Below are 18,920 nucleotides of genomic sequence, written 5' to 3'. Positions count from 1 at the left end.
AAAAGTGCAGAAAAAAAGTCAGCAGCAACAGGTCGTTGTCGGCCTGGGCAAAAGTGGCTTGTCCTTGGTACGTTTTTTAGCGCAGCAAGGACAGAGTTTCACTGTGGCTGATAGTCGTGTGGCACCGCCAGGCTTAAGTACTTTGCAGCAAGAGTTTCCTGAAGTGGAAGTGCATTGTGGGCCTTTATCTGCTGACTTATTAAGTGCTGCACAAACGCTGTATGTCAGTCCAGGTTTGGCTTTAAGTACGCCAGCCATAGCAACAGCCATGCGTCAAGGCGTAGCTGTATCTGGTGATATTGATTTATTTGCTCAGTATGCCCGCGCACCTATAGTGGCAATAACTGGATCCAATGCGAAAAGCACAGTGACTACGCTCGTAGGGGCGATGTTTACTGCGGCAGGTTTAAATGTTGCCATTGGCGGCAATTTAGGTATTCCAGCATTGGAGTTGTTAGACGATGCGGTTGATGTGTATGTGATGGAGCTATCCAGCTTTCAGTTGGAAACAACTTCGCATCTCAAGGCTCATGTTGCGGTTTGTTTGAATATCAGTGAAGACCATATGGACCGTTACGAGGGTTTAGATGGTTATATTGCCGCTAAACAGAGAATTTTTACTGGTGCTCAGTCGGTTGTGATCAACCGTGATGATCCAGCTTCACACCCTCAGATTGTTACAGAGGATGTCATCAGTTTTGGCTTAAGTGAACCAACAGTTGGAGCTTTTGGTTTGCGTGAGAGTGATGGTGAGCTGCACTTAGCCTATGGCCATGAGCTTTTGCTGCCTGTTAGTGATTTGAAAATTCGTGGTAGCCATAATTATGCCAACGCCCTCGCTGCGCTGGCGCTCGGCACATCTATGGCGTTGCCTATGTCCGCGATGTTGGCAGCGTTGCGCAACTTCCCAGGTTTAGCGCACCGTTGCCAGTGGGTACGTCAGGTGAATGAAGTGGACTGGTACAACGATTCCAAAGCCACGAACGTAGGAGCTGCGTTAGCTGCAATTGAAGGTTTGGGCGCAGATCACTTAGGCAAACTGATATTGATTGCAGGTGGTGATGGCAAAGGAGCTGAGTTTAAGAGTTTAGTCGCACCAGTCACGCAATACTGTCGTGCAGTGATTGTGCTTGGACAAGATGGTGAGCGTATAGCGCAAGCCTTATCCGCTGTAACACTTATTGAGCGGGTGAGCACTATAGGTGAGGCGGTGCAGCAAGCAGCGCTGTTAGCACAGCCGGGGGATAGTGTACTGCTTGCGCCAGCTTGCGCTAGTTTAGATATGTTTAAAAACTTTGAAGAGCGTGGTGAACAATTTGTTCAAGCGGTGGAGCGCTTGCTATGAAAATTCGTGATTTGCTATCGCAGCCGTCACCGTGGCGTCATAACAATCAAATTGATATTGACTTCCCCATGTTGTCAGCTTGTTTTTTGCTGATGGGCATTGGATTGGTGATGATTGCTTCAGCCTCTTCGGCTGTTGCTGATACAAATACGGGTAACACTTTCTATTATTTTATTCGGCACATGATTTATATCGTGATTGCTTTAATAGCAGGTGGCATCACCTTGTTGGTTCCGATGTCAACTTGGAAGCGTTACAGTGGTTGGCTGTTGGTCAGTGCCTTTATTGCTCTCATTCTAGTGTTGATTCCGGGAATTGGGCGTGAGGTCAATGGTTCAATGCGCTGGATTGGAATGGGGCCAATTAACGTGCAGCCATCTGAGCTAGCTAAGTTGTTTATGGTGATTTTTCTAGCGGGCTTTTTAGTACGTCGTCAAGCAGAAGTGAAGCAACGTTTACGCGGCCTGTTAAAGCCATTGATTTTAGCTGTATTGATGGCAGGCCTGCTGATTAAAGAGCCAGATTACGGTGCCGCGGTGGTCATGTTTGGGACTGTGGTGGTAATGCTGTACCTAGGTGGTGTGCGTCTTGCGCTGTCATTACCGCTATTAGGCTTATTAGCGCTGATGATGGTGCAGTTTGTAGGTTTAGAAGGTTATCACTTAGCCCGTTTAACCAGTTTTACGAATCCTTGGGAAGATCAATATGGCTCTGGTTATCAATTAACTCAGGCTTTAATTGGTTTTGGCCGAGGTGAGTGGCTTGGGTTGGGATTGGGTAACAGTATCCAAAAACAGTTTTTTCTACCCGAAGCACATACAGATTTTGTATTTTCAGTTTTAGCTGAAGAACTCGGGATGGTCGGTGCATTAACGACTCTCGCTTTATTCACTTTTGTGAGCATTCGAGCTTTATTTATTGGAGTGTGGGCTGAGCAGGCAAAGCAGTATTACTCAGCTTATGTGGCTTATGGGCTGGCGTTGCTTTGGATTGCACAGGTTGTGATTAATCTTGGTGTAAATACTGGGTTGCTTCCTACTAAAGGGTTGACTTTGCCTTTTATCAGTTATGGTGGAAGCTCTTTAGTTGTGTGTTGTGTCAGTTTGGCAATTTTATTGCGCATTGAGTGGGAACGGCGGACTCAGTTACCTTCTGCTAATTCGTTAAGTAAGGCACAGATTGCTGCTATCGCTAAAGGAGTGCGCAATGCCGGGTAATATTTTAATTATGGCCGCAGGTACGGGTGGACACGTTTTTCCAGCATTAGCTTGTGCTCAAGTCTTTACTCAGCGCGGTTACCAAGTGCATTGGCTTGGTGCAGGTCGCGGCATTGAAAACGAGCTGGTACCGACTGCTGGGTATACTTTACATACTTTGAATATCAGCGGTGTGCGCGGTAAAGGCGTGGGCTCATTGCTTGCTGCACCTTTTAAAATGTTAGGGTCTTTATTGCAGGCTCAGCGTTTGATGCGTGAGCTGAAACCAGTTTGTGTACTCGGCTTTGGTGGTTATGTCACGGGACCTGGTGGTTTGGCTGCAAAAATTGCCTCGATCCCTTTGGTGATTCATGAGCAAAATGCCGTGGCGGGTACGGCAAATCGTATCTTAGCTAAGTTTGCCACGCGCATTTGTGAAGCTTTCCCAAACACTTTTACACAGCGTAAGAATTGCATCACTACGGGTAATCCCGTACGCGAAGAGTTGTTTAATACTGCAACAGTGGATGGCTTGACAGATCGAACAACACGGTTGTTTGTTGTAGGTGGTAGTTTAGGTGCAGAGCCATTGAATAAATTAGTGCCTGCTGCTTTAGCTAAAATTGAGCCGCAGTTGCGTCCTGCTGTCTTGCATCAGGCGGGGCGTGACCATGACGAGGTCACTCGTGAGCGTTACTTGCAAGCCGGTGTTGCAGCTCAAGTTGTACCTTTTATGCGTGACATGGCCGGTGCTTATGCTGAGGCTGATTTAGTGATTTGTCGAGCAGGGGCGCTTACTATCAGTGAGTTAGCGGCAACAGGCCGAGGCTCATTTTTAGTGCCTTTACCCCATGCTATTGATGACCATCAAACGCGCAATGCTGAATTTTTGGCAAAGCAGGGGGCTGCCATCCTGTTGCCACAACATACTACCAATGCAGATGATCTGGCTGCACAGTTAACCGAGGTATTGATGGACAAGAACCGTATTAAAGCCATGGGCGAGCAGGCACGTTTGTTAGCTCAGCCAGAAGCTACACAAGATGTTGTGAGTCTATGTTTGGAGGTGGCGCGTGGTTGATTTGCTCCAACTAACCTCTGCTGAAATGCGCCGTATGCGTCGTATTCGTCGAATCCATTTTATTGGTATTGGCGGTACTGGAATGTGCGGTATTGCTGAAGTTTTGCGTAATCTTGGTTATGAAGTCTCCGGTTCAGACTTAAAACCTTCTGCAGTCACCGAACGGTTGCAAAGTCTAGGTGTGCAAGTGGTCTTTGGTCACCATGCAGAGAATGTTGAAAATGCCGATGTATTGGTGGTCTCGAGTGCGATTAACCCATCCAACCCTGAGGTTGCTCGTGGTTTAGAGCGTCGTATTCCAGTCGTGCCACGTGCAGAAATGCTCGCTGAGCTGATGCGTTACCGTCATGGCATTGCTGTAGCGGGTACTCATGGTAAAACTACGACAACCAGTTTGCTAGCCTCAGTGTTTGCTGCCGCGGGGTTGGATCCAACATTTGTGATTGGTGGGCGCCTGAATGCTGCTGGTAGCAATGCCCAGCTAGGTGCTGGCTGCTATTTAATTGCTGAAGCTGATGAAAGTGATGCCAGCTTCTTGCATTTACAGCCCATGGTATCGGTTGTTACTAATATTGATGCCGATCATATGAGCACTTATGGCGGTGACTTTAATAAGTTAAAAAAGACGTTTGTCGATTTTTTGCATAATTTGCCGTTTTATGGCTTAGCGGTGCTGTGTGTGGATGATCCATCTGTACGTGACATTGCGAAGCAAGTTAAACGTCCGATGCTGACCTACGGTTTTTCCGAGGATGCTGACTTACGTGCGGTTGATATATCGCAACAAGGTATGCGTACCTCGTTTACTGTGTTGCGTAAAGGTCACGAGCCATTACCGGTGTCAGTGAATATGCCAGGTAAGCATAATGTGCTGAATGCGCTAGCAACCATTGCTATTGCAACCGATGAAGGTATTGCTGATGAAGCTATCATTGCGGGCCTATCAGGTTTTGAAGGTGTTGGTCGTCGCTTTCAGATTTGTGGTGAGCTGCCCGTTGCTGGTGGTAGCGTCATGCTGGTTGATGACTATGGTCATCACCCAAGTGAAGTGGCTGCAGTGATTAAGGCCGTGCACGATGGTTGGCCAGGTCGTCGTCTGGTGATGGTTTATCAACCGCATCGATACAGTCGTACTCGTGACTTATATGAAGACTTTGTTCAAGTTTTGGGAGAAACCAGTGTTTTGGTGATGTTGGAAGTTTATCCCGCCGGAGAAGAACCAATTCCTGGAGCAGGGAGTCGCCAACTGTGTCATAGCATTCGACAGCGTGGTCGTATTGATCCCCTTTATGTGGAGCGTGGTGTTGATATTGCACCTTTAATTAAACCTTTATTGCAACCTGGCGATATTTTGCTCTGTCAAGGCGCTGGTGATATTGGCGGTATTGCACCAAATTTACTTAAGCACCCATTATTTGCTATTGATGCTCAGGAGGCACACTCATGATCGATGTTAAAGCTTTAGGACGTGTTGCCGTTTTGTATGGTGGTCGCAGTGCTGAGCGTGAGGTTTCTTTAAAATCTGGGGCTGCTGTTTTGGCAGCATTACAAGCTGCAGGTGTGGATGCTTTTGGCATTGATGTGGGGGCTGATTTATTGCAGCGCTTAGCTGAGCAACAGATTGATCGTGCCTTTATTGTGCTACATGGTCGGGGTGGTGAGGATGGCACTGTGCAAGGCTTGCTTGAGTGTGCCGGTATTCCCTATACAGGGAGTGGAGTTCTAGCTTCAGCGTTGGCTATGGACAAGTTGCGAACCAAACAGGTGTGGCATAGTTTAGGTTTACCCACTCCTCGCCATGCAACTTTGGCTAGTGAGCAGGACTGCCATAATGCAGCAGAAAAACTAGGTTTCCCCATGATTGTTAAGCCTGCTACCGAAGGGTCTAGCATTGGTATGGCTAAGGTGGATGATTTAGAAGCTTTGTTAGCAGCTTGGCAGGGTGCGCGGCAGTTTGATTCACAAGTATTAGTAGAACAGTGGATTACTGGGCCAGAATTTACTGTGGCTATCTTAGGCGAAGAGGTATTACCACCAATTCGTTTAGGTACTAACAATGCATTTTATGATTATGAAGCGAAGTATTTGTCGAACGATACTCGATATGAAATTCCTTGTGGTTTGGATGCAGACAAAGAAGCAGAGCTGCGTGATTTAACTGCGCGTGCTTGCCAAGCTTTGGGTGTGGTTGGTTGGGGGCGTGCTGACTTTATGCAGGACATGCAAGGTAATTTCTGGTTATTAGAAGTGAACACTGTGCCTGGTATGACGGATCACAGTTTAGTGCCCATGGCTGCTCAAGCAGCTGGTCTAGACTTTACTGGGTTGGTGTTAAAGATTTTAGCCGGAACATTGCAGGCGCGAGGTTAAGGCTGTGGGCAAAGCACCGCGAGTCAAGAAAACTGCAGCAAAGCGAGGAGCGACGCGCCAAACGCAGCCGCGCCGTGCGGTTGCGCGGCAGTTGCCTGAGCCAAACTGGAAGCTCATCGGTTTTGTGGCTTTATGCGGTATTTTACTCGGTGTAGTGCTTCATTTTGAGCGTGGTTGGCAGGCGCTGCGCCCACATATTGATCCGCAAATTACTACGGTGCGGGTATTAGGTGATTTAACTGTTGCGAACCGGCGCATTATTGAACAGCAGTCCATGCCGTACACTGCCGGAACTTTTTTCACGGTAGATATTGCCGCGGTACGTAATGCCATTGATGAATTGCCTTGGGTGGCAAATGCAGAGGTGAGTCGGGTCTGGCCGAGTCAATTACAAATTATTATTCAAGAGCAATTGCCTGTCGCGCGCTGGGGGAATGACGCTTTATTAAGTACACAGGGCTATTTGTTTACTGCGGTAGACGTTGATGCGTATAGCCATTTGCCGCAGTTGTACGGGCCGAAGGATACACAGTTACGAGTAATGCAGCAGTACTTGGCGTTTAGTCAAGCGTTACGCCCTTTAGGGTACTCAGTTAAAGAGTTAGAGATGCGTGAGCGTGGCAGTTGGTTTGTTACCACTCAGACAGGTTTGAAGTTGTTGTTTGGGCGGGATCATTTGGTTGAGAAGATACGTCGTTTTGCTGTGGTTTATGAGAAAGAGCTGCAGGGGCTGACTGATAAAATTGAGCGGGTTGATTTGCGCTATGCCAATGGCTTAGCTGTAGCTTGGCGCACCCCGAGTGAAAGTGAAACTACAGCAGTGGTGGCACAGTGAAGGAGAGAGAATTAATGGCACATGAAAATAACCACAACATGATTGTTGGGCTAGATATAGGTACCTCCAAAGTTGTGGCCTTGGTCGCCGAAGTCACTCCTGAGGGCGAATTGAATGTGATCGGCATAGGTACGCACCCTACACGAGGCCTCAAGAAAGGTGTTGTGATCAATATTGAGTCCACAGTGCAGTCATTGCAGCGTGCTCTTGAAGATGCACAGAAAATGGCATCTTGCCACATACATTCCGCTTTTGTAGGTATTGCAGGCAGTCATATTCGCAGTCAAAACTCAGACGGTATTGTTGCGATCCGTGATCGTGAAGTGAGTCGTGCGGATCTCGAGCGTGTACTGGATGCTGCACAAGCAGTCGCTATTCCGACGGATCAAAAAGTGCTCCACACTCTAGCTCAAGATTATGTGATCGATAGTCAAGGCGGAGTACGTGAACCATTAGGGATGTCAGGTGTCCGCTTAGAAGCACGAGTGCACGTTGTAACCTGTGCGATCAATGCGTCACAAAATATTGAAAAGTGTGTACAGCGTTGTGGTTTAGCCATAGATGACATGATTTTGGAGCAGTTGGCATCTGCACATGCTGTGCTGACTGAAGATGAAAAAGAGTTAGGTGTTTGTTTGGTGGATATAGGCGGCGGGACCTCCGATATCGCTATCTTTACTGAAGGTGCTATTCGTCATACTGCAGTCATTCCTATTGCAGGAGACCAAGTTACCAACGATATTGCAATGGCATTACGTACACCAACGCAATATGCGGAGGAAATTAAGGTACGTTATGCCTGTGCACTAGCTAAGTTGGCGGGTCCAGATGAAATGATCAAGGTGCCTAGCGTAGGTGATCGTGCGCCCCGTGAGCTATCGCGTCAAGCACTGGCGGAAGTTGTTGAGCCGCGCTATGAAGAGCTCTTTAGCTTGATTTTAGCTGAGCTGCGCCGCAGTGGTTATGAGGACATGATCCCCGCTGGTATTGTGCTGACCGGCGGTAGCGCGAAGATAGAAGGTGCGGTGGAGTTAGCTGAAGAGATTTTCCATATGCCGGTGCGCTTAGGAACGCCCCAAGGCATTAAAGGTGTGGGCGATGTTGCTGATAATCCAGTGTATTCAACTGCAGTGGGTTTGCTTGCTTATGGGCTGCGCAAACAAACCGAGGGCAGCATAGTGCCGGGGTCAGGGCATTACCAAGAAGATAAAGAGCCTGTGTTTATAAGGTTTAAACGCTGGTTACAGAATCAATTATAAAATTAATAAACCAGCAATGGCTGGACTATAACTATAAAGGAAGGAGAGGGCTATGTTTGAGCTAGTTGATCAGACTCCGCAAAGTGCTGTAATTAAAGTCATAGGTGTCGGCGGTGGTGGCGGTAATGCTGTTAATCACATGGTTGCGAATACCATTGAAGGTGTGGAATTTATTTGTGCCAATACCGACGCACAAGCACTGCGTGACGTCACAGCACGTACAGTGCTGCAGTTGGGCACCAATGTTACTAAAGGTTTAGGTGCCGGAACTGATCCGGAAGTCGGTCGTAAAGCTGCTGAAGAAGACCGTGAGCGTATTGCAGAAGTCCTGCAAGGCACAGATATGCTTTTTATTACCACTGGTATGGGTGGTGGTACAGGTACTGGTGCAGCGCCAATTATTGCTCAGGTAGCTAAAGAGTTGGGTATTTTAACAGTGGCAGTGGTAACACGTCCGTTCCCTTTTGAAGGGCGTCGTCGTCTACAGATTGCGAACGAAGGTATCCGCGCCTTAAGTGAGCATGTAGATTCACTGATTACTATTCCGAACGAAAAATTACTGACGATCTTAGGTAAAGATGCCAGTTTACTGTCGGCTTTTGCTAAGGCCGATGATGTGTTAGCTGGTGCTGTCCGTGGTATTTCCGACATCATTAAACGTCCAGGTATGATTAACGTGGACTTTGCTGACGTTAAAACTGTGATGAGTGAAATGGGTATGGCAATGATGGGCACAGGCTGTGCCAGCGGACCAAACCGTGCACGTGAAGCTACAGAAGAGGCAATCCGCAATCCGCTGCTTGAAGATGTTAATCTGCATGGCGCACGCGGTATTTTGGTGAATATTACCGCAGGCCCTGATCTGTCTTTAGGTGAGTATGCTGAAGTTGGTAGCATCATCGAAGATTTTGCTTCTGATGAAGCCATGGTCAAGGTGGGGACTGTCATTGACCCTGATATGCGTGATGAGTTGTATGTGACAGTCGTTGCTACGGGTTTAGACGAGCGTGTTGAAAAGCCTGTGAAGAAAATCATCGATAATGGCCCGCATAAAGTTGTGGCGACTTTACCAGAGATGAAACCTTTAGAGGAAGGTCAAGAAGTGGATTACGATCAGTATGATCGCCCTGTAATACAGCGCCGCACAGCAGGTACTGCAGCGACAGCCAGTAAGCCAAGAGATCAGGAGGAGATGGATTACTTGGACATTCCGGCGTTCTTACGACGTCAGGCTGATTAATCACGTATAGATTGCGGCTCGATTTCTTTATTTACGCAGCATCTGTTAAGATGCTGCGAATTATTGAAACCTATTCTCAATCGGTATAGCAGCGGCTTAAGTCATGATTAGACAACGCACATTAAAAAACATTATCCGTGCCACAGGTATTGGATTGCACTCAGGTGAGAAGGTTTACTTGACCTTACGCCCCGCACCAGTGGATACGGGTATCGTATTTCGTCGCATGGACTTAGATCCAGTTGTCGAAATACCTGCCCTAGCAAAAAATGTGGGTGAAACCACTATGTCCACTACCCTTATAAAAGGCGATGTAAAGGTGGATACGGTTGAGCATTTGTTATCTGCCATGGCTGGTTTGGGAATTGATAACGCTTATGTTGAATTGTCAGCTTCCGAAGTGCCTATCATGGATGGTAGTGCTGGCCCGTTTGTGTTTTTAATTCAATCCGCAGGATTAGAAGAGCAAGAGGCGCCCAAAGAGTTCATTCGAATTCTACGCGAAGTGACAGTAGAAGAAGATGGTAAACGCGCAACTTTCTTGCCGTTTGAAGGTTTTAAAGTCGGTTTTGAAATCGAATTCGACCATCCTGTATTTGCTGGAAGAACACAAACAGCATGCGTAGATTTTTCCAGTACTTCTTTTGTTAAAGAAGTGAGCCGCGCACGAACCTTTGGTTTTATGCGTGATATTGAGTTTTTACGTACCAATAACCTGGCACTAGGCGGTAGCGTGGATAACGCTATCGTGGTTGATGAAGACTCTGTATTGAACGAAGATGGTTTGCGTTATGAAGATGAGTTCGTTAAGCATAAAATCCTCGATGCTATTGGTGATTTATACCTACTTGGTAAAAGCTTAATCGGTGAGTTCCGCGGCTATAAATCCGGACATGCTTTAAACAATCGACTCATTCGGACCCTTATTGAGCAGCCTGATGCTTGGGAAGTGGTCACTTTTGCAGATGCAAGCACAGCTCCTATCTCCTATATGCGTCCTGCAGCGTCCGTATAAGCGGATGCTATATATTTTAAACCACCCTGTACGGGTGGTTTTTTTATCTGTCTTTTAAAGCTGTGGCGTATTGTCTGCATCATCATGCGGTAACTTGTTTTTCCAACCTTTATTACCGGGTAATATCACATTGAGTAGAAGAGCAATTACTGCGCATAAGGAAATGCCAGATAAAGTGAAATCACCGCTGCCGATGCTCATACCGCCAATACCAAATACTAAGGTTACTGAGACAATAATCAGATTGCGTGGCTCGGCTAGATCTACTTGATTACGGATCAAAGTATTCAGGCCTACTACAGCAATAGAGCCAAAAAGTAGACATAAAATTCCACCCATTACGGGTACAGGAATACTTTGTAAGGCGGCGCCAAATTTACCAATAAAAGCTAAGGCAATAGCAAAAAATGCAGCCCAAGTCATAATGATAGGGTTATAGTTTTTGGTGAGCATGACTGCGCCGGTGACCTCTGCATAGGTGGTATTGGGGGGGCCACCAAGCATGCCAGCACTGGTTGTCGCTAAACCGTCTCCAAGCAGTGTGCGGTGTAAACCTGGCTGCTTAATATAGTTTTGTCCAGTTACGCTGCCTACAGCAATCACGCCTCCAATATGTTCGATGGCTGGTGCTAAGGCAACGGGTAACATAAACAAAATAGCACCTAAATGGAATTCAGGCGCAACAAAGGTGGGCAGAGCAAACCAAGGTGCTTGCATAATAGCTTTGCTGTTGACCTCTCCAAGGATGATGGACAGTGTGCAGCCAACCAGAATGCCAGCAAGAATTGGTACCAGTCGAAACAGACCGCGCCCTAAAGTAGCCACCGCGAGGGTGGTTACTAATGCGGACATAGAGATTATCATCGCCGTAGGGTAGGCAACGAGTTGCGTAGCACCGTCTCCGGTTTTACCCATGGCCATGTTAACTGCAACCGGTGATAAAGCTAAGCCAATACACATGATTACCGGAGCAATCACTACTGGTGGCAATATTTTATCAATGAAGCCTGTGCCCTTGAGGTGTACTGCTGCACTAAGCAGCACATACACCATGCCAGAGGCCATAATAGCGCCGAGCACTGCAGGTAAACCAAAGTTGGTTTTTGCATACAGAATGGGTGCGATAAAGGCAAAGCTAGACGCTACAAATACGGGCACTTGACGTTTAGTTGCGAGCTGGAACACCAAGGTGCCAAGGCCTGCAGTAAAGAGTGCAACGTTTGGATCCATGCCGGTAATAAGTGGCATGAGCACTAGAGCGCCAAAGGCTACAAAGAGCATTTGAGCGCCGGCCAAGGCTTGACGCCAAGCCGGTTCTGCAGGGTGAGTTAGCATAAACTAGCTCTCCTTTTGTTTGGTACCGAAGATTTTATCACCCGCATCGCCTAGTCCAGGGACAATGTAGCTTTTACTGTCTAAACCTTGATCTATAGATGCTGTGTAGATAGAAACGTCAGGGTGTATAGCATTCACAGCTGCAATACCTTCAGGGGCAGCGACTAGCACCATAGCGCGAATTTCTTTACAACCTGCTTTTTTTAGTAGATCGATAGTCGCAATCATGGAGTTACCCGTGGCTAGCATGGGGTCAATGATTAATGACAAGCGTGAAGGCATGTCAGGTGCGAGTTTTTCCAAGTAAGTCTGAGCCTCAAGGGTGTCTTCATTGCGTACTACACCGACAGCACTGACTTTAGCGCTGGGAATCAAGTTTAGAACACCATCAAGCATACCAATGCCTGCGCGTAAAATAGGCACAACAGTGATTTTTTTACCGGCAATTTTTTCGACTTCAACAGGGCCACTCCAACCTTCAATACTATAAGTTTCTAAAGCCAGATCTTTTGTGGCTTCATAGGTCAGTAAGGTGCCGAGCTCTTGGGCCAGCTCACGGAAATTTTTTGTACTGATATCGGCGCGGCGCATTAAGCCAAGTTTATGGCGAATAAGCGGGTGACGAATTTCATGGACGGACATGAATGGCTCCAAAGTTTAGAGAATAGGCGTTTAGATTAAACGAAATTAAGACAAAACGGCATATAGTTTGCCACCAATACTTGCCCTAATCTCTTTGTGGCAGTACCTTTTGCGGATTAAATATTTAAATTAAGAGCGATTGTGATGCCTATCAGCCTTGAACATATCCAGAAAGTGATGGATGAAGCCGAAGTTTTATTTACAGAAAAAGAGATTGAAGGTGCGATTGATCGCGTTGCTGAGCAGATTAATCAGCAGCTAGCGGACAGTAATCCCGTGGTCTTTTGTGTTATGAACGGCGGTTTGATTTTTTCAGGCAAACTACTGATGAAGTTAACTTTTCCGTTAGAACAGTCTTATTTACATGCCAGTCGTTATCGTAATGAGACCAGTGGTGGTGAGCTGTTTTGGAAGGCAAAACCTGAAATTTCATTGATGGATCGTGAAGTTTTGATTGTGGACGATATTCTAGATGAAGGACACACTTTGTCTGCTATTGTTGATTTTTGTAAGCGTTCAGGGGCAAGTCAGGTATACACAGCAGTGCTAATGGACAAACAGCATGATCGCAAAGCACGTCCAGGCTTAAAGGCGGATTTCTTTGGTTTGTATTGTGCAGATCGTTACATTTTTGGTTACGGTATGGATTACAAGGGGTATTGGCGTAATGCTGCTGGTATTTATGCAGTAAAAGGTATGTAAGCTGTGTGTCTAGTTTTTTTGTGCATGTTTGGCAAGGCGCTCTAAGGCCTTGCGTAATCTAGGGTCTTGAGTGGCTTCGGCGCTGGCTTGAATGGTTTGCCCTGCCTGTTCAGACAGCATTATAGTGCGTGGCTTGGGCTTTTCTGTTTGTAAAGGGGGGCGCACTTTAAGTTGAATGCGTGATACCCCATTAAACTCAGGTAAAGTTTGAAGTTGTTTCAATAAGCGCTTTTGCTGATAACGTAAGCGAGTAGCCCACTGCCCATCGGTCACAATGAGCGTCAGTATTCCTGCGTGGTAATTGGCTAAATAGCAATGTTCGTGCGCAGCGGGCTGTAGGAACTGGTTGAGTAAACGTTGTAGATGCTCCACTGCTTTTGCACGCGTAACTAAGCGCTGTAGTGAGGCGCTATTTTGTAATACGCTTGTTGGTTGTTGCGCTTTAATTGGGCGGTAGCTCATAAATAACCTCACAAAACCATTGTTACAGATGTGCTGAGTAGAGATTTAGACAAACTATGCTTGAATTATGCTCAGTGCAGTACAATGTTACCCACTAGAGTATAGCCCACAATAAAACAGCAGTTGGGCTAATAGATATTGATTTAATACCTCTATGGGCTGAGATGTCGACTAAGGTTGATTTATTCAGCGTGAAATACAGGTAGAATGATTTTTTTGTGCGGGTGAGTACTGTATGTCTTACGCGCCTTCACCCCCCCAAAAATGGAAGCGTTATTAATTATGTTTGCGCCTTTATTCAGAAAACTCCTTGGAAGCAAAAACGATCGTGATATCAAACGCATGTATAAGAAGGTGAATGCCATTAATGCGCTTGAAGAACAGATGGTGGCTTTATCGGATGAGCAGTTACAGGCAAAAACCGGTGAATTCCGTGAGCGTTTAGCGGGCGGTGAAAGTTTGGATAAGCTCTTGCCTGAAGCTTTTGCAGTGGTCCGTGAAGCAGGTAAGCGCATTATGGGTATGCGCCACTTTGATGTGCAGTTGATTGGTGGGCAAGCCTTGCATGAAGGCAAAATAGCGGAAATGCGCACAGGTGAGGGTAAAACCTTAGTGGCAACCTTAGCTGTTTATCTGAATGCATTACCCGGCAAAGGTGTGCATGTAGTAACGGTGAACGATTATCTTGCCCGTCGTGATGCGAATTGGATGCGCCCTTTATATGAGTTTTTAGGCCTCAGCGTTGGGGTGGTTGTGCCATTCCAAGACCCGGACGATAAGCGTGCAGCGTATGCCAGTGATATTACTTACGGAACCAATAATGAGTTCGGCTTTGACTATTTGCGCGACAACATGGCATTTAGCTTAGAGGATAAGTTTCAACGTGAATTGCATTTTGCTGTGATTGATGAGGTTGACTCAATTTTAATTGACGAGGCCCGCACGCCATTGATCATCTCGGGTCAAGCGGAAGACAGCTCAGAGCTGTATCAGAAAATTAATAAAATTATTCCAACCTTGAAGCGTCAGGTTGAGAATGAAGAAGGTGAGGTGTTAGAGCCGGGACATTACACCATTGATGAAAAAATGCGTCAGGTTGAGCTCAATGAGGATGGTCATCAGTATATCGAAGAAAAACTCACTGAGTTGGGTCTGTTGGCTGAGGATGAGTCTTTGTATTCATCTAGTAACCTAAGTTTGTTAACTCATGTCAATGCTGGTTTGCGTGCACATACTTTATTCAACCGTAACGTTGAGTATATTGTACAAAATGATCAAGTGATTTTAGTTGATGAGCATACGGGGCGTACCATGCCAGGCCGACGCCTGTCTGAAGGTTTACACCAAGCCATTGAAGCCAAAGAAGGTGTGCCGATTCAACCAGAAAGCCAGACTTTAGCTTCTACTACCTTCCAAAATTATTTCCGTCTCTACGAAAAGCTTTCTGGCATGACGGGTACTGCTGATACTGAAGCATTTGAGTTCCGTCAGATTTACGGTCTAGATGTCACAGTGATTCCAACGCACCGGAAGGTGGCCCGCAAAGATTTTAATGATTTGGTCTTTTTAACTCAGCCTGAAAAGTACGCAGCAATTATTACTGATATTCGTGAGTGCCAAGAACAGGGGCGTCCTGTGTTAGTAGGTACCGCATCGATTGATAGTTCTGAGCATATTTCTCAGGTGCTGACCCAAGAAGGTATTGAGCATAAAGTATTGAACGCTAAGCATCACGATTTAGAAGCGGACATTATTGCTCAAGCAGGTCGCCCTGGAGCGGTGACTATTGCGACTAATATGGCCGGTCGTGGTACGGATATTGTATTAGGTGGAAGCTGGGAAGCGGAAGTGGCCGGCTTAGAAAACCCAAGCCCTGAGCAGGTTGCTGATATTAAAGCGCGTTGGCAGGAGCGTCACCAACAGGTGATTGAGGCTGGTGGTTTACATGTTATTGCGACTGAACGTCATGAGTCTCGCCGTATTGATAACCAGCTACGTGGTCGTTCAGGGCGTCAAGGTGACCCCGGTTCTACGCGTTTTTACCTATCATTAGAAGATAGTTTGATGCGTATTTTTGCTTCTGATCGCGTTAAAAATTTTATGAAAGCCTTGGGTATGAAAGAAGGCGAGGCTATTGAGCATCGTATGGTGAGTAACGCCATCGAAAAAGCGCAGCGTAAAGTTGAAGGTCGTAACTTCGATATGCGTAAGCAATTGCTTGAATACGATGATGTTGCCAATGAGCAGCGTAAAGTGATTTATCACATGCGTAATGGTTTGCTAGCATCTGAGGATGTTGGTGATGTGGTTGCTGAATTTAGGCATGAGGTGTTAAGCAGCACTATTGTTGAGTTTATTCCACCGCAATCGTTACCTGAACAGTGGGATATTGCCGGTTTAGAAACGGCTATTGCTGAAGGTTTTGGTACCGAACTGCCTATCCAAGCATGGTTGGATGCTGATGATGCCTTGTTTGAAGATACCTTGATTGAGCGTATTCGTGAGCAGGTTATCGCAGCTTATCAAGAGAAGGAAGACTTGGTGGGTGCTGAAGGTTTACGCAATTTTGAAAAGCAAATTATTTTGCGTGTCCTAGATGATTTGTGGAAGGAACACTTGTCTGCAATGGATCACCTACGTCATGGTATTCATTTGCGTGGTTATGCGCAGAAGAACCCGAAACAAGAATATAAGCGTGAGTCGTTTAACCTGTTCCGTGATTTGCTCGAATCCATTAAGCGTGACTCTATTCGTATTTTATCTAATGTGAAGATTCGCCAAGAAGACCCTGAAGAAGAGGAGGCACGCTTACGCCGACAAGCTGAAGAAATGGCGGCACGTATGCAGTTCCAACATGAGCATGCAGCAGGGTTTGAAGGTGAGCAGGAAACAGCAGAGGCACAACCCCAGCCAGCAGTTGCAATGCCGGTCCGTAACGAGCCGAAAATTGGCCGTAATGAACCCTGTACCTGTGGTTCGGGTAAAAAGTATAAACACTGTTGTGGACGTATCAGCTAATAGAGTAAAGCTGCTTTGATAAGTAAAGTAGTGGTAGCATAATTTTACGCCGCACCAGAATGATTCTGTGTGCGGCGTTTCTTTTCGCGCATGGCGCATTAAATTAGCGGGAGAGTTGTTATGGCGGTTGGCTTAGGTGATTTACCAGTATTACACCCTGTTTCTGGATTTGAACTAGGTATTGCGAGTGCCGGCATCAAAAAAACGGGTCGCCGTGATGTGGTTGTGATGCGCTGTGCGGAAGGAAGTACGGTAGCCGGAGTGTATACACAGAACGCTTTCTGTGCCGCGCCAGTTTTACTTTGTAAACAGCGTATGCAGTCGCAGCCTCGTTATCTTGTAACCAATACAGGAAATGCCAATGCGGCAACGGGTGAGTTAGGTTTGCAAACAGCCAATGCGGTATGTCAGAAATTAGCAGAATTGGTGGGATGCCCTGTTGAGCAGGTTTTGCCTTTCTCTACCGGTGTGATTGGTGAGCCTTTGCCTGTGGATAAAATTAATGCTGCACTACCTGATGCAGTCGCTCACCTGGCAGAAGATAATTGGGCACTTGCCGGTGAGGGGATTATGACCACCGATACATTGCCTAAAGGTGCCAGTACTCAATTTGAGTACGAGGGCGTCACCATTACTGTGACAGGAATCAGTAAAGGAGCGGGAATGATCCGCCCTAATATGGCAACCATGCTTGGTTATATTGCTACTGATGCTGCTGTAAGTCAGGATATTTTGCAAAATATTTTACATGATGCTGCTAATAAGTCTTTTAACCGCATTACTATTGACGGTGATACCTCAACCAACGACTCTTGTGTGTTGATTGCTACCGGTAAAGCTGCAGTTGCGCCTATTATGGAGCCGCAGGGTGAGCTTTATGATGCATTACGTAAAGCGATTAATCAGGTTGCAATGCAGTTAGCACAGGCAATTGTGCGTGATGGCGAAGGCGCTACAAAGTTTGTCACTATTGAAGTTCAAGGTGGTGCACACCAACAAGAATGTTTGGATGTTGCTTATGCAGTGGCTCATTCGCCCTTGGTTAAGACTGCTGTTTTTGCTTCTGATCCAAACTGGGGACGTATTGTGGCTGCTATTGGCTATGCAGGACTGTCAGATTTGCAAACCGAGCAAGTTAATGTGTATTTAGATGATGTATGCATTGTGGCCAATGGTGGACGTGCTGCCAGTTACACTGAAGAGCAAGGTGCTGCAGTTATGGCGCAAGACGAAATTTTAATTCGTATTGAGTTAGAGCGTGGGGGTTGCAAAGAGACTATTTGGACCACGGATTTGTCTCATGAATATGTGCGTATTAATGCTGAGTATCGCTCTTAAGTGAGGATCTATGAGTAAGCCTGTACATGTAGTGGCTGCTGTTATTCGTAACGCTGAACAGGAGATATTGTTAGCGTTACGTCCCAGTAACAAGCATATGGGGGGATTGTGGGAGTTTCCTGGAGGTAAATGTGAGTTTGGGGAGCACCCAGTGCAGGCCCTTGCACGTGAATTGTATGAGGAGTTGGGGATTATTATTGATGAGCCCCAGCCCCTAATTCAGGTTCGGCACAGCTATCCTGACCTAGATATCTTGTTAGATGTGTATGAAGTGCAGCGCTTCACAGGTCAAGCTTATGGGGCAGAAGGACAGACGGTGCGTTGGGTTGCTGCTCAGGACTTAACGCATTATCAGTTCCCCGCTGCTAATCGCACCATTGTGACTGCAGCACAGTTGCCGAAGTGTTATTTGATTACTCCTGAACAGCTGTCGATAGAGGAGCTGTATGAGGGCGTTGAGCAGGCTCTAGTTGAGGGTTGTGAGCTCGTGCAGCTACGTGCAGAGCATTTGTCTGAAAGAGAGTATAAAGCGTTAGCAGCGCGCTTACAGAGGCTTTGCGCAGGGCGTGCTCAGCTATTGCTCAAAGGGGATTTGGCTTGGCAGGATGCGTTTTCTGATGTTGGTTGGCACTTAACGGCACAGCAGTTGCAAGCTTTGCAAGGTCAGCAGCGTCCACTCGCGCATGGGCGCATGTTGGCGGCTTCTTGTCATAATGCTGAAGAGTTGCAATGGGCTGCCGAGTTAGAAGTTGACTTCGTGACTTTATCACCGGTTTTACCAACACAAACTCATCCAAATACTGTCGCTTTAGGTTGGGACGCTGCGCAACAGTTGTTGCTTGAATGTAATATGCCAGTGTTTTTGTTAGGTGGTTTACATATAGATCACTTACACCAAGCCCGCAGCATTGGCGGGCAGGGTGTGGCTGGTATTAGAGCTTTTTGGCCGCAGCCGTTATCAAAATCGCGTAAGACCTCGTACTTTTAGTGCGGGATGGATAGCGAGGGCTGCGTAAGCAGCCCCTTAACCCCTTAATAGGCCGCTAAAGTCTTTGCAGTATAGGTTGTGTTGGTATTATATA

16 protein-coding genes are annotated in these 18,920 nt (G+C 46.6%); 13 read left to right on the top strand and 3 right to left on the bottom strand.

Annotation, left to right across the window (positions count from 1 at the left end; translation table 11 throughout):
- Positions 1 to 4: 4 nt before the first annotated feature.
- The 9 genes from murD (at position 5) to lpxC (ending at position 10,341) form a co-directional block, all read left to right on the top strand.
- Positions 5 to 1,345 carry a UDP-N-acetylmuramoyl-L-alanine--D-glutamate ligase gene (gene murD / locus TOI97_RS11815; protein ID WP_321554334.1) on the top strand — a complete coding sequence of 447 codons (1,341 nt, stop codon included), beginning with the start codon at positions 5 to 7 and terminating at the stop codon, positions 1,343 to 1,345.
- Positions 1,342 to 2,562 (top strand): putative lipid II flippase FtsW, encoded by a 1,221-nt coding sequence (ftsW, locus tag TOI97_RS11810; RefSeq protein ID WP_321554333.1) that lies wholly within the window; start codon positions 1,342 to 1,344, stop codon positions 2,560 to 2,562. Before murD ends, ftsW begins: the two co-directional genes overlap by 4 nt.
- Entirely contained in the window at positions 2,552 to 3,622 is a 1,071-nt protein-coding gene (gene murG / locus TOI97_RS11805) for an undecaprenyldiphospho-muramoylpentapeptide beta-N-acetylglucosaminyltransferase (protein WP_321554332.1), read from the top strand. The genes ftsW and murG overlap by 11 nt, the downstream gene beginning before the upstream one ends.
- A gap of 25 nt (positions 3,623 to 3,647) precedes the next feature.
- The gene (gene murC, locus TOI97_RS11800; protein WP_321554354.1) at positions 3,648 to 5,069 is read left to right on the top strand and encodes a UDP-N-acetylmuramate--L-alanine ligase; all 1,422 of its coding nucleotides are present in this window, start codon (positions 3,648 to 3,650) and stop codon (positions 5,067 to 5,069) included.
- Positions 5,066 to 5,992, top strand: coding sequence for a D-alanine--D-alanine ligase (locus TOI97_RS11795; RefSeq protein WP_321554331.1), 927 nt, complete (start codon positions 5,066 to 5,068; stop codon positions 5,990 to 5,992). The genes murC and TOI97_RS11795 overlap by 4 nt, the downstream gene beginning before the upstream one ends.
- 4 nt (positions 5,993 to 5,996) lie before the next feature.
- Positions 5,997 to 6,827 carry a cell division protein FtsQ/DivIB gene (locus TOI97_RS11790; RefSeq protein ID WP_321554330.1) on the top strand — a complete coding sequence of 277 codons (831 nt, stop codon included), beginning with the start codon at positions 5,997 to 5,999 and terminating at the stop codon, positions 6,825 to 6,827.
- 14 nt (positions 6,828 to 6,841) lie between these two features.
- Complete coding sequence (gene ftsA / locus TOI97_RS11785) at positions 6,842 to 8,086, top strand: cell division protein FtsA (RefSeq protein WP_321554329.1); 1,245 nt, start codon at positions 6,842 to 6,844, stop codon at positions 8,084 to 8,086.
- Between the two features lie 52 nt (positions 8,087 to 8,138).
- The gene (ftsZ, locus tag TOI97_RS11780; protein WP_321554328.1) at positions 8,139 to 9,326 is read left to right on the top strand and encodes a cell division protein FtsZ; all 1,188 of its coding nucleotides are present in this window, start codon (positions 8,139 to 8,141) and stop codon (positions 9,324 to 9,326) included.
- 103 nt (positions 9,327 to 9,429) lie between these two features.
- A complete protein-coding gene (lpxC, locus tag TOI97_RS11775) occupies positions 9,430 to 10,341 on the top strand; it encodes a UDP-3-O-acyl-N-acetylglucosamine deacetylase (RefSeq protein WP_321554327.1) in 912 nt (303 codons plus the stop codon).
- 54 nt (positions 10,342 to 10,395) lie between these two features.
- On the opposite strand, the gene TOI97_RS11770 is transcribed toward lpxC, so the two are convergent.
- On the bottom strand, positions 10,396 to 11,676 hold the full coding sequence (locus TOI97_RS11770) for a uracil-xanthine permease family protein (RefSeq protein ID WP_321554326.1): 1,281 nt from the start codon (positions 11,674 to 11,676) through the stop codon (positions 10,396 to 10,398).
- A 3-nt stretch (positions 11,677 to 11,679) separates the two neighbouring features.
- Entirely contained in the window at positions 11,680 to 12,318 is a 639-nt protein-coding gene (gene upp / locus TOI97_RS11765; RefSeq protein WP_321554325.1) for a uracil phosphoribosyltransferase, read from the bottom strand.
- A gap of 144 nt (positions 12,319 to 12,462) precedes the next feature.
- Here upp and TOI97_RS11760 point away from each other — a divergent pair, with 144 nt between their 5' ends.
- Complete coding sequence (locus TOI97_RS11760) at positions 12,463 to 13,020, top strand: hypoxanthine-guanine phosphoribosyltransferase (RefSeq protein ID WP_321554324.1); 558 nt, start codon at positions 12,463 to 12,465, stop codon at positions 13,018 to 13,020.
- Between the two features lie 9 nt (positions 13,021 to 13,029).
- On the opposite strand, the gene TOI97_RS11755 is transcribed toward TOI97_RS11760, so the two are convergent.
- Positions 13,030 to 13,482, bottom strand: a complete 453-nt coding sequence (locus tag TOI97_RS11755) for a DUF721 domain-containing protein (protein WP_321554323.1) — start codon at positions 13,480 to 13,482, stop codon at positions 13,030 to 13,032.
- Positions 13,483 to 13,764: 282 nt separating this feature from the next.
- Between TOI97_RS11755 and secA the strand changes: the two genes are divergently transcribed.
- The 3 genes from secA to TOI97_RS11740 all read left to right on the top strand — a co-directional run bounded on the left by secA (position 13,765) and on the right by TOI97_RS11740 (position 18,826).
- On the top strand, positions 13,765 to 16,500 hold the full coding sequence (gene secA, locus TOI97_RS11750; protein WP_321554353.1) for a preprotein translocase subunit SecA: 2,736 nt from the start codon (positions 13,765 to 13,767) through the stop codon (positions 16,498 to 16,500).
- Between the two features lie 120 nt (positions 16,501 to 16,620).
- Positions 16,621 to 17,838 (top strand): bifunctional glutamate N-acetyltransferase/amino-acid acetyltransferase ArgJ, encoded by a 1,218-nt coding sequence (argJ, locus tag TOI97_RS11745; protein ID WP_321554322.1) that lies wholly within the window; start codon positions 16,621 to 16,623, stop codon positions 17,836 to 17,838.
- A gap of 10 nt (positions 17,839 to 17,848) precedes the next feature.
- A complete protein-coding gene (locus TOI97_RS11740) occupies positions 17,849 to 18,826 on the top strand; it encodes a Nudix family hydrolase (protein WP_321554321.1) in 978 nt (325 codons plus the stop codon).
- Positions 18,827 to 18,920 lie beyond the last annotated feature (94 nt).

The organism is Denitrificimonas halotolerans (genome assembly GCF_034259425.1).
In the GTDB taxonomy this organism is placed as follows: Bacteria; Pseudomonadota; Gammaproteobacteria; order Pseudomonadales; family Pseudomonadaceae; genus Denitrificimonas; species Denitrificimonas halotolerans.
Note: the sequence above shows the minus strand (reverse complement) of the source record. Positions and strands in the feature narration are given on the sequence as shown.